The following is a 12,554-nucleotide window of genomic DNA, read 5'->3' as shown; positions in this document are numbered from 1 at the left end:
ACATGCAAACAAACTTGTCTGATGAAGCTAAAAAATTGCCTCGCGCCAAAGAGGCTGAAGATATTTTACGAAGCTGCGTTCACTGTGGTTTTTGCACAGCGACCTGCCCCACCTATCAACTATTAGGTGATGAGCTAGATGGGCCAAGAGGACGTATCTATTTAATTAAATCCTTCTTAGAAGGCGCTGAAGTCAGCCGAGAAACACAGCAGCACCTTGATCGTTGCTTATCTTGCCGCAACTGTGAAACAACCTGCCCATCTGGTGTGAAATACCATGATCTTTTAGACATAGGAAGAGCTGCCATTGAGGACAAGGTAGGACGCCCATTTGTTGAGAAACTCACGCGCAATACACTTAGACACGTCATTCCTAACCCAATAGTGTTTACCCCTCTATTAAAAACAGGGCAATGGTTGCGTCCGCTTTTACCGGATAAGCTAAAATATAAAATTCCGCTAGCAGCCACCTCGAAAAGGCTTAGCCGCCCCGACAGCCTTCATGCGCGGACCTTCTTAGTTTTAGAGGGCTGCGTTCAGCCAAGTCTGTCGCCCAACACGAACGCGGCAGCGGCACGTGTATTAGATAAACTAGGAATCAATCTTGTTAACATTCGAGAAGCAGGCTGCTGTGGAGCCGTAGATTATCATTTAAATGCACACGAAGCCGCTCTAGAAAGGGCCAGAAAAAATATTGATGCTTGGTGGCCTAGTATTGAAGCAGGTGCTGAAGGGATCATTCAAACAGCCAGCGGCTGCGGCGCTTTCATTAAAGACTATGGGCATTTGCTTAAGCATGATGACGATTACGCTCACAAAGCTGAGCGTATTTCAGAGCTAAGTGTTGATATTATTGAGGTCTTGCAAAAAGAGAACCTCGAAAAGTTTAAGATCCACCCTAACACACGCATTGCCTTTCACTGCCCTTGCACACTTCAGCATGCGCTCAAACTGAATGGCAAAGTCGAATCCCTACTTAAAAATCTTGGGTTTTCATTAACACACGTTGAAAATAGCCATTTATGCTGTGGATCTGCAGGAACCTATTCTATTACTCAACCCAAATTGTCTATACAATTACGTGATAACAAACTCGAGGCATTAGAAAAAGAACAGCCTGATGTCATTGCAACTGCCAATATCGGCTGTCAAACACACCTCAACTCAGCGGACAGGACACCTGTTTTACACTGGATTGAAATTCTCGAAAGCGCCCTAAATCATCACAATTAACCTTGTTAGGAGTTCATCTATATGTACACTAAACACGCTTTATCTCTTTCAGATGCCCAGCAAATTTTAGCTGCGGCGGCACAAGAAGCAAATGATAACCAATGGGCAGTCGCCATTGCGGTCGTTGACGACGGTGGCCACTTGCTGGCGATGCAACGCACCGAAGCCTGCGCTCCCGTTGGATCCTATATCGCTATTGAAAAAGCCAGAACAGCAGCTTTGGGTAGACGCGAAACGAAAGTGTATGAAGATATGATCAACGCTGGACGTACTGCTTTTTTATCTGCGCCCGTTATCAGTGCAACGCTTGAAGGTGGCGTTCCAATTATTGTCGATAATCAAGTGATTGGTGCTGTCGGAGTATCGGGTGTTAAATCAAACGAAGATGCACAAATTGCAAAAGCGGGTGTTACCGCTTTAAGCCTGTAATTTTGCAGCAAGTCGATACACACAATAATTAAGTGAGTATCGACTTATCCCTCCTGAAACACGCCTTACTGGCTTCATCTGCAAGAACAATAGAAAAACTCATCATTGACCGAGAGTCAACAGGACAAAACCAATCTAATCCATTGTAATAATTGAATAAAAAACCATTTCAACTGCTACATACAAAGCTTCAACTCAAAGTACAAATTTTTTTATCCTGTTTTTAATACGAAAAACAGAAAATAATATCGTATAAATGGCTTATTTAGACATATTGTATAGTATTGTTTATAGATATTAGATATATGTTGTAGGAAAATAATCGACTTCAGCGTTCAGCTGATTTAACAACAATAATGAACCAGGAACTAACAATGGAAACACTTGTTAATACGCTCAATGGCTATATTTGGAGCGATGCTCTTATCTTCCTCTGCTTGGGCGCAGGCTTGTTCTATTCAATTCTTACCCGGTTTGCACAAGTTCGCCACTTCAAAGAAATGTGGCGTTTGCTGTTTAGCTCGCGTGAATCTGCAGAGGGCATTTCTTCATTTCAAGCGCTTGCAGTCTCTCTCTCAGGTCGTGTCGGTGTAGGTAACATTGCGGGTGTCGCCGCCGCTATTGGATTTGGTGGACCCGGTGCAATCTTCTGGATGTGGGTGGTTGCTTTCTTAGGTGCAAGCACAGCTTATGCAGAGTCAACTCTGGGTCAAATTTACAAGGTTAATGATGATGGCCAGTATCGTGGTGGTCCGGCCTATTATTTTGATCGTTGTTTAGGCTGGCGTTGGTTAGGGGTCTTATTTGCCGTTTCAGCTATTATTGCTTGTGGTGTATTCTTACCAGGGATCCAAGCTAACGCAGTTGGTAACGCCTTCACTCAAGTCTTTGGTGATGGCAACATGGTCAGCAGTAGCTATGGTGAAGTTGGTACAAACAAGTTGATTGCTTTGGCAGTCATATTAATCATACTTGCGTTCATCATTTTTGGTGGTATTAAGCGCATTGCTCATTTCACACAGATCGTTGTTCCTTTCATGGCACTTGGTTACATTATCATGGCCTTGATCATCATCTTCTTAAACCTCGACAAGCTGCCCGGTATTTTTAGTTTGATTTTGTCTGATGCCTTTACAGCTCAAGCAGGCTTTGGAGCTGCGATTGGTTGGGGTGTGAAGCGTGGTATCTACTCAAACGAAGCTGGACAAGGTACTGGCCCTCATGCTGCAGCTGCAGCGGAAGTCGATCACCCAGCTCAGCAGGGTCTCGTTCAAGCATTTTCTGTTTATGTTGATACATTGTTCGTTTGTTCTGCAACTGCGTTCATGATTTTGATCACTCAACAGTATAACGTTCAAGGAACACTTGAAGCGGGTCAGTTCATTGTTCAAAACGTCGATGCATCAACCGTTATTGGATCTGCAGCCTTCACTCAGATGGCCCTATTAAGCGTCTTTGGTAATATAGGACCTATATTTGTTGGGTTTGCACTATTCTTCTTTGCATTCACCACTATATTAGCTTACTACTATATTGCCGAAACCAATGTTGCTTACCTGAACCGCCTGTTTAAAATCAACATCCCATTAACCATTGTAAAACTAGTTATCATGTTTATGGTGGCCTATGGCACAGTTAACAGCGCAGGCTACATTTGGGATTTAGGCGACGTTGGTGTAGGACTCATGGCTTGGATCAACATCGTTGGTATCATTATTATCTTCTTCGTTGCGAAGCCTACTATGATAGCGCTCAGAGACTATGAAGAGCAGAAAAAGGCAGGTGGCCCTATCACCTTTGACCCAGTTAAGCTTGGCATCAAGAATGCTACCTTCTGGGAAGAGCGCCTGAAAAACAAAAAGTAATGATCTAAAATCTTGTTAAAAAGCTCCGCTAGTTGGAGCTTTTTTCATTTTTAAGCCTCTTACCTCCCCCCACTTAGGTCTTTAGGTCTTTAGGTCTTTAGGTCTTTAGGTCTTTAGGTCTTTAGGTCTTTAGGTCTTTAGGTCTTTAGGTCTTTAGGTCTTTAGGTCTTTAGGTCTTTAGGTCTTTAGGTCTTTAGGTCTTTAGGTCTTTAGGTCTTTAGGTCTTTAGGTCTTTAGGTCTTTAGGTCTTTAGGTCTTTAGGTAAGCAAACCTTACAGTGCGATGAAGGGCAAACAAAAAAGGCTCCACAAGGGAGCCTTTTTCAAGGGGAGTTTATTTAGAGTAACAAGCGTCTAATATCACTCAGGAGTGCATTCAAGTCGGTTAAGAAACGACCTGCATCTCCACCGTTAATTGCACGGTGGTCATATGACAAGCACAAAGGCAACATTAAACGAGGCTCAAACTCTTTTCCATTCCAGCGTGGCTGAATATCAGCCTTAGATACACCCAGAATTGCCACCTCAGGCGCATTTACAATAGGAGTAAAGCCTTTACCACCTATGCCACCTAAGCTAGAAATCGTAAAGCAAGCGCCCTGCATCTCATTAGGCTTCAACTTACGATCTTTTGCTTTTCCAGCTAACTCAGCTGACTCTTGCGACAATTCATACACTGACTTTTGATCCGCATCTTTAATGACAGGAACCATGAGCCCATTTGGTGTATCAACTGCCAAGCCAATGTTTACATATTTTTTATAAACAATGTGCTCACCATCAGCATGCAAAGACGCATTGAACTTCTGGTGACGCTTCAATGCGATTGCACAGGCTTTGATCAAAAAAGGCAAAGGAGTAAGCTTAACGCCAGATTTCAGCGCTTCATCCTTAACTTCCTTACGGAAGGCCTCCAGAGCCGTGATATCCGCATCATCAAACTGAGTTACGTGAGGGATATTCAACCAGCAACGCGACATATTATCTCGCGTCAGCTTGTCAATTTTGCTCAACTTAACCATTTCGACTTCGCCAAACTTGCTGAAATCGACAGCCGGAATAGCAGGTATACCAGAACCGCTGGTAAGCGTTGGAGCCGATTCCGGCTTCTCGCTTAACTGCTTCAACGTCGTTTTGACATAGAGCTGCACGTCTTCTTTAAGAATACGTGCTTTAGGGCCTGTGCCTGTTACTCGAGACAAATCAACACCAAACTCACGCGCTAAGGCCCGAACAGCGGGTCCTGCATGAACTTGACGATTTGATTTTTCAAGATTCGCTAAATCAACCGTGGCATTCGCCTTGGCTGCGATTGGAGCCTGTGCACTAGGTGCAGGTGCAGCCGTTACAGTAGCAACCGGAGCTATAGGTGCAGCAACACCCTTAACCTCGACTTCAAGCAACAAGTCACCTTCATTAACCTTATCGCCCACCTTAATCTTCATAGAAGTGATCATACCACCAAAGGGGGCAGGAACTTCCATCGACGCTTTATCCGTCTCTAGGGTAATCAGGCTATCGCCTTCATTAATGCTATCACCCTCTTTTACTAGAACTTCAATAACATCAACATCTGAAGCTCCACTGAGATCTGGAATCAAGACAGATTGCACGCCGGAAGATATAACAGCTGCAGCGGGCGCTGGAGCCGCTTCCGGAGCGACTGAAGAAGAAGGAGCAGGGGCAGGAGCAGATGACGATACAACAGCCGCTTCTGACTCACTCTCAAGCTCAATCAACAAATCGCCTTCGTTAACCTTATCGCCTTCTTTAATGTGCAAAGCCTTAATAACACCAGAAGACGGCGCCGGAACTTCCATCGAAGCCTTGTCTGTTTCCAGTGTGATCAAGCTATCGCCTTCATTAACACTGTCACCGATCTTCACTAACACTTCGATAACATCAACATCGGATGCACCGCTAAGATCAGGAATTAACACTTTCTCAACGGAGCTAGACGTTGTGATTGGCGCCGGACTCGCAACGGGTGCCGTTGGTGCCGCCGCTACAGGCTCCTTAGCTACTTCCTTCGCCACAGGCACTTCTAGTACTGCTGACTCGGAATCTACTTCAAGCTCCAGCAGTAAATCGCCCTCATTAACTTGATCACCCTCTTTAACATGAAAAGCTGTGATCACACCGGAAGCCGTTGAAGGTACTTCCATTGAAGCTTTATCCGTTTCAAGTGCGATTAGGCTATCGCCCTCACTCACACGATCACCCACTTTGACCAAAACTTCGATAACATCAACATCTGATGCACCGCTCAGGTCAGGAATTGTAACTGTCAGTTTGCTCACAATAATATCCTCTCGCTTAACCTATCAGAAGTGCCTGTTATCACACGGTCCAAGGGGCCGGCTTTTCAGGATTAATATTAAACTTCTGCATGGCTTTGGCGACGACTGAAGCCTCCAGCTTGCCTTCTTCCTGCAGGGCTTTTAGAGCTGCAACAACGACGTAGTAACGATTTACCTCGAAGAATTCACGCAATTTAGCACGCGTATCAGATCGACCAAAACCATCTGTACCCAATACTTTATAACGACGTGGGATGTATTCACGCAACTGATCAGCATACATACGCATATAGTCAGTTGATGCAATGACTGGACCTTCGTGGCCTTTTAAGCATTGCTCAATAAACGACTCACGCGGTGCTTCTTCTGGGTGGAGGAAGTTCCAACGATAAACGGCCATCGCATCACGGCGCAGTTCATTGATAGAGGTTGTACTCCACACATCTGATTCAACACTAAACTCATCACGCAGTATTAGCGCAGCCTCTCTCACTTCGCGAAGGATCGAACCACAGCCCATCAATTGAACTTTAAGGTCTGCTTTTTTACCTTCATCTAAGAGGTACATCCCTTTAATGATCCCTTCCTCAGCACCCGTTGGCATATCTGGGTGAGTGTAGTTTTCATTCAAAGTCGTGATGTAGTAGAACTTGTTTTCTTGGTCATGGAACATGCGCTTCAAGCCATCTTGAACAATGACTGTCAACTCATAACCATAGGTTGGATCGTAACTTACACAGTTAGGTATCATTTGAGCCATAAGATGGCTGTGACCATCTTGGTGCTGTAAACCTTCACCGTTCAGCGTTGTACGACCTGACGTTGCCCCAATTAAGAAGCCACGCGCTTGCGAGTCGCCAGCCGCCCATGTTAGATCCATCACACGCTGGAATCCGAACATAGAATAAAAGATGTAGAAAGGTATTACTGGGCAATTGTTATTGCTGTACGAAGTAGCGCAAGCCAACCACGCACTGAATGCACCAGCTTCGTTAATACCTTCTTCCAGGATCTGACCTGTTTTAGACTCTTTATAAAACATGATCTGATCGCGATCATGCGGTGTGTAGCGCTGCCCTTGAGATGTATAGATACCTAATTGACGGAACATACCTTCCATACCAAAGGTACGTGCTTCGTCTGGTACAATAGGAACAACGCGGTTACCGATATTCTTGTCTTTTACTAAAGTGCTTAGAACACGGTTCAGAGCCATCTGAGTTGAAATTTCACGCTCACCGGTTCCTTTGAGCTGTCCGCTAAAGACTTCAAGATCAGGTGTCTCCAATTGCTGAAATTCATTACGACGTGCAGGATAGAAGCCACCGAGCTGCTTACGTCGCTCGAACATGTACTTCATTTCAGGCGAATCAGGTGATGGACGGTAGTAAGGAACATCTTCGAGCTGATCATCAGTCAGAGGGATGTTGAAGTTGTCACGAAAGGCTTTAAGGTCGTCGAGTGCGACTTTTTTCATGGAGTGCGTGTCGTTTTTCGCTTCTCCAGATTTACCTGTACCATAGCCTTTAACTGTTTGCGCTAAGATAACTGTCGGCTGCCCTTTATGGTTCATTGCCGCATTGTAAGCCGCATATACCTTGTATGGATCATGACCACCACGGTTCAGATTCATAATATCCTGATCAGTCATATCACTGACCATTTCTAAAAGCTCAGGGTATTTACCAAAGAAATGCTCACGCGTGTAAGCGCCACCGTTGGCTTTGTAGTTTTGCAATTCACCATCAACCACTTCATCCATGCGCTTTTGCAGCAACCCTTTCGAATCCTTTTCAAACAAAGGATCCCAATGACGCCCCCACAAGCACTTGATAACGTTCCAACCAGCACCCCGGAAAATAGATTCAAGCTCTTGTACAATTTTACCATTACCACGAACAGGGCCATCTAAACGCTGCAAGTTACAGTTAACAACGAAAACCAAGTTTTCGAGCTGTTCACGTCCAGCCAAAGAAATTGCACCCAAGGATTCTGGTTCATCGCACTCGCCATCACCTAGGAACGCCCAGACTTTACGATTGCCACGCTTGACTAAATCACGAGCCGACAAATAGCGCATCACGTGAGCTTGATAAATCGCTTGAATTGGGCCTAGACCCATTGAAACAGTTGGGAACTGCCAGAAGTTAGGCATCAACCATGGGTGCGGATAAGAGGACAAACCATTACCATCAACCTCACGGCGGAAATTATCCATCTGCTCTTCTGTCAAACGTCCTTCTAAATAGGCGCGAGCATAGATTCCGGGTGAAATATGTCCCTGAAAAAATACCATATCCGACTCACGATCACCTTCTGGACCATGAAAGAAGTAATTAAAACCGATGTCGTAAAGTGTTGCAGAGGATGAGAAGCTTGATATATGACCACCCAACGCGTCGCTATTGTTGTTGGCACGCATAACCATTGCCATTGCGTTCCAGCGTATAAATGAGCGTATGCGGCGTTCCATAAACAAATCACCCGGCATACGTGCTTCGTCGCGCGGGTTGATCGTATTACGGTAAGGTGTGGTGAGTGTTCCTGCCGCACCTAAACCAATTTCTGAGGCTTTATGGCCGAGTTTTTTCAATAAATAACGAGCGCGATCACTGCCCTCATTTTTTGCAACCGACTCGAGGGCTTCAAGCCATTCCTGAGTTTCAATTGGATCTACATCGTCGATGATATCTTGCACTTTGTTATTCTCCAGTCAGTTTTTTAACCGTGTTCTGAAAGACTAGACGCCCTTAGGCATGTTTTCATGCTGCATTGCACAGTTTTTATTGATGATTTCGTGTAGTAATACTACGCAATATTGGAATAACTGTCTATAAGATACCAAATATTGACGACGAGTTAGGGTTTACAAGCTGTTTTTGTAGTAAAAATACAAAAATATCCTTTAGTGCCCGTCAATTTCGGTTAATGAGGAACGCCGCAAGGATCTCTCAAGACGTGTATTTTCGCGCCCTTGCTCCAAAAGTGCTTCTTCGACAAACATGAGATGGTCATGCGCAGCTTTTCGGGCTTTCTCAGGCTCACCATTTTCAATTGCTTCAAGCAAAACACCGTGCTGAGAATGAATGTTGGAGCGCCAATTATCTTTTGGATAGATATTTTTTAAGTTATCACCTATGTGGTGTCGCAGCAAGGTAAACAGGGCCCGCATCATATGCAGCAACACCATATTATGCGTTGAAGCGGCTATCGCAAGATGGAAGTCAACATCCGCCATCACCTCTTTATCAAAAGCTTTTTCATCATGGTAGCGCTGCAAATCTTCATAGCACTTTCGGATTTCACGCTTATCAGCGGCAGTGCTTCGCATGGCGGCATAGTAAGCCGACACACCTTCAAGTGCATGACGAAACTCAAGCAAGTCATATTGAGCTTCGGGATGATGCTTAAATAAGTCCAACAAGGGATCTGACAAGCTTTCGCCTAAACGTTCCGTGACATAGGTCCCACCACCTTGCCGACTACTCAACAACCCTTTTGCCACCATTTTCTGTACCGCTTCACGAACAGAAGGCCTCGACACTTCAAATCTTAATGCCAATTCGCGCTCAGGCGGCAAGCGCTGACCGGGCTTAAGCGCCCCCTCTAAGATCATCGCTTCCATTTGCTGCATAATCACATCTGAAATTTTCGGCTGTTTCACTCTAAGATACCCCATTAATCTTACTTACACACCCCGTATAAAATTGGTATTACCAATAAATAAAACAAAACAACATGAAAAATGCTATATCTTCTGAAGACATTGACGAAACCAATCATAAAGAATAAAGTTAAACTATAATAAATGTAAATTGGTATTACCAATTAATCACTCAGGACTGTCAATGAATACGCACTTTCAACCCTTTTTTGATGATATCAGTTCATTTATCCCTTTATCGCGCCTCATTACCGACCCTTTACGAACACTTGCGTATGGAACGGATGCAAGTTTCTATCGCCTCATACCGCAAATCGTTGTTCAAGCTACCTGCGAAAAGGAAGTACAACAACTCTTAAGGGCAGCAAATAATCACCAGATACCTGTAACCTTTCGTGCCGCGGGTACAAGCTTGTCGGGCCAAGCCATCACAGACTCAGTCCTTATTGTGCTTGCTGACGGCTGGGATGGCTACAAAATTTCGCAGGATGCCATGCAAATTTCATTGCAACCTGGCGTTATTGGCGGCAATGCAAATAAATACCTACTTCCATTTCAGCGAAAAATAGGGCCTGACCCAGCCTCTATTAATGCAGCAAAAATTGGTGGAATTGCCGCAAACAATGCCAGCGGCATGTGCTGTGGAACAGCACAAAACAGCTATCAAACATTAAAATCGATGCGCCTAGTTCTTGCCGATGGCAGCCTGCTCGACACCCAGTGCTCTGAATCCATTCAGGCGTTTAAACAGTCTCACGCAACGCTTCTGAATGAGCTAAGCCTGTTGGCACAACAAACACTTGCCAATCAAGCACTCACAGAACGCATTAAGCATAAATATAGACTAAAAAATACGACTGGCTACGCGATTAATTCACTGATCGATTTTACCGACCCAATTGATATTCTTCAGCATTTAATGATTGGTTCGGAAGGTACACTTGGATTTATTTCAGAAATCACCTACCACACAGTTGAAGAGCATCCCTACAAAGCATCGGCACTGATCTTTTTTAATAGCGTCCGCGTTACTTGTGAAGCTGTGGCCGCCTTAAAACAAACACCCGTTGCCGCAGTGGAGCTAATTGACCGCGCTGGACTCTCATCAGTCATGCACAAACCCGGCATGCCTGATTTTATTTCTGACCTTAACCCGAACGCAGCGGCGCTTCTTGTTGAAACTCGTGCCAGCAACGAACAACAGTTGAATCAAGCAATTAATCAGATTATTGCGACATTAAGTCAATTTGAAACGGCCTCTCAAGTTGAGTTTTACATAGACTCTGCGCGCTGTGCTGAATTCTGGGCGATTCGAAAAGGCTTATTTCCCGCGGTGGGCGCGGTCAGATTAACCGGGACAACTGTTATCATTGAAGATGTCGCTTTTCCTGTCGAACGTCTTGCCGATGCAGTTGAGGACTTACACTCCATCTTCAAACAGTTGAACTATCACGAAGCCTTGATATTTGGACACGCCTTAGAAGGCAACCTTCACTTTGTTTTTACCCAATCCTTTGACAGCAAAGATGAAGTTAAGCGTTATGAGCAACTTATGGAAGACGTCGCTCGCCTAGTTGTAGACAAATACGATGGTTCATTAAAGGCAGAGCATGGTACAGGCCGCAATATGGCTCCCTTTGTCGAGCGTGAATGGGGAAAGGACGCTTATCAGCTTATGTGGAGCCTCAAAAAATTACTCGACCCGCACAACTTACTAAACCCGGGTGTTCTACTTAACAATGACCCTCAGGTTCATTTGGCTAACCTTAAGCCAATGCCCGCTGCACACCCATTGATCGACAAGTGTATTGAGTGTGGTTTTTGCGAGCCTTCATGCCCATCAAGGGCACTGACACTCACTCCGAGACAGAGAATCGTTATTTGGCGAGAGATTTCTGAGCTGCGTCGCACTGGCAGCAACCCTGAGCGGTTACTGAGCCTAGAAACAGATTATCAGTACCAAGGAGAAGAAACCTGCGCGGCCTGTGGTCTCTGTGCGAACACCTGCCCTGTCTCTATTAATACAGGTAATTTAACCCGTGCTATTCGTGCTGAAAATCACATGAGCTGGAATAGGAAAGCCAACTGGCTAGCACAAAACTTTTCGACACTCTTGTCCTCAGGTCGTTTATTGTTAAAAGTAGCACACCAAACACAAAAGATTTTAGGAGCCAACTTTCTCAGCAAAACATCTTCCCGAATGACACGACTCTCAAAAGGGAAAATTCCAACTTGGTCACCCTCTATGCCAAGAGCTGCGAATAGAATTCAAGCACTGGAACTGCCTTCTCAAACAAGCAAAAAGAGCAAAGTTATTTATTTTGCAAGCTGTGCCAGCCGAACCTTCGGGACGTCATCGCAAGATACGGAAGCAAGGTCGCTCCATGAGGTTACGCTTAGTCTTTTAACCAAAGCCGGATTTGAGGTTATTTTCCCTCCCAAAATTGAACAACTGTGCTGTGGAATGCCTTTTGAATCTAAAGGCCTGTTTGAAGCAGCGAGCTTAAAAGCTGACGAACTGAACACAAGGCTACTTGAGATTACACAACAAGGGTCTATTCCAATTTTTTCGGACACCAGCCCCTGCAGCTTGCGGATGAAAGACAATCTTGATCCCCGATTGCAAATATTTGATAGTGTCGAGTTTATTGATCAATTCGTATTAAACAAGCTCAACATTGAAGCGAAAGCAACGCAACTCGCCGTGCATGTGACATGCAGCACAGTTAAAATGGGATTGGCAGATGCGCTCGTTCGAATTAGCCGTCGTTGTGCATCGCATATTGTCTTGCCTGACCAAATCACCTGCTGCGGCTTTGCTGGCGACAAGGGTTTTACCCATCCCGAGCTCAATGCCTCCTCGCTACGAACTTTAAAAACGGCTGTTCAAACCTGCGAAATGGGGGTTTCAACGAGCAGAACCTGTGAAATTGGTCTCACTCAACACAGTGGCATTGAATATCGCTCTATTCTGTATCTTTTAGACCAACAATCAAAGGCCATTGAAGAAAACCGACCGTAGGGTCAATTAATTCAACAGACAGCAGCGCTTAGACTGGTATTTT

The 12,554-nt window shown here is 44.8% G+C and carries 7 protein-coding genes; 4 read left to right on the top strand and 3 right to left on the bottom strand.

Going from position 1 to position 12,554, the window contains the following annotated elements; genetic code table 11:
- Window positions 1–2: 2 nt before the first annotated feature.
- From glcF to DN062_RS10875, 3 genes are all read left to right on the top strand, one after another.
- Window positions 3–1,232, top strand: coding sequence for a glycolate oxidase subunit GlcF (glcF, locus tag DN062_RS10885; RefSeq protein ID WP_112159357.1), 1,230 nt, complete (start codon window positions 3–5; stop codon window positions 1,230–1,232).
- A gap of 21 nt (window positions 1,233–1,253) precedes the next feature.
- A complete protein-coding gene (locus DN062_RS10880; protein ID WP_112159356.1) occupies window positions 1,254–1,661 on the top strand; it encodes a heme-binding protein in 408 nt (135 codons plus the stop codon).
- A gap of 374 nt (window positions 1,662–2,035) precedes the next feature.
- A complete protein-coding gene (locus DN062_RS10875; protein WP_112159355.1) occupies window positions 2,036–3,526 on the top strand; it encodes an alanine/glycine:cation symporter family protein in 1,491 nt (496 codons plus the stop codon).
- Window positions 3,527–3,863: 337 nt separating this feature from the next.
- On the opposite strand, the gene aceF is transcribed toward DN062_RS10875, so the two are convergent.
- The 3 genes from aceF to pdhR all read right to left on the bottom strand — a co-directional run bounded on the left by aceF (window position 3,864) and on the right by pdhR (window position 9,504).
- Window positions 3,864–5,825, bottom strand: coding sequence for a dihydrolipoyllysine-residue acetyltransferase (gene aceF, locus DN062_RS10870; RefSeq protein WP_112159354.1), 1,962 nt, complete (start codon window positions 5,823–5,825; stop codon window positions 3,864–3,866).
- A 40-nt stretch (window positions 5,826–5,865) separates the two neighbouring features.
- Window positions 5,866–8,523: a pyruvate dehydrogenase (acetyl-transferring), homodimeric type gene (gene aceE, locus DN062_RS10865; protein WP_239995771.1), complete on the bottom strand. Its 2,658-nt coding sequence runs from the start codon at window positions 8,521–8,523 to the stop codon at window positions 5,866–5,868.
- 207 nt (window positions 8,524–8,730) lie between these two features.
- A complete protein-coding gene (pdhR, locus tag DN062_RS10860) occupies window positions 8,731–9,504 on the bottom strand; it encodes a pyruvate dehydrogenase complex transcriptional repressor PdhR (RefSeq protein ID WP_112159353.1) in 774 nt (257 codons plus the stop codon).
- A 169-nt stretch (window positions 9,505–9,673) separates the two neighbouring features.
- Here pdhR and DN062_RS10855 point away from each other — a divergent pair, with 169 nt between their 5' ends.
- Window positions 9,674–12,511 (top strand): FAD-binding and (Fe-S)-binding domain-containing protein, encoded by a 2,838-nt coding sequence (locus DN062_RS10855; protein ID WP_112159352.1) that lies wholly within the window; start codon window positions 9,674–9,676, stop codon window positions 12,509–12,511.
- Window positions 12,512–12,554: the final 43 nt, after the last annotated feature.

Source organism: Nitrincola tibetensis, assembly GCF_003284585.1.
GTDB classification, from domain to species: domain Bacteria; phylum Pseudomonadota; class Gammaproteobacteria; order Pseudomonadales; family Balneatricaceae; genus Nitrincola; species Nitrincola tibetensis.
The sequence above is the reverse complement of the archived record's forward strand: the minus strand, read 5'-3'. Positions and strand labels throughout refer to the sequence as shown.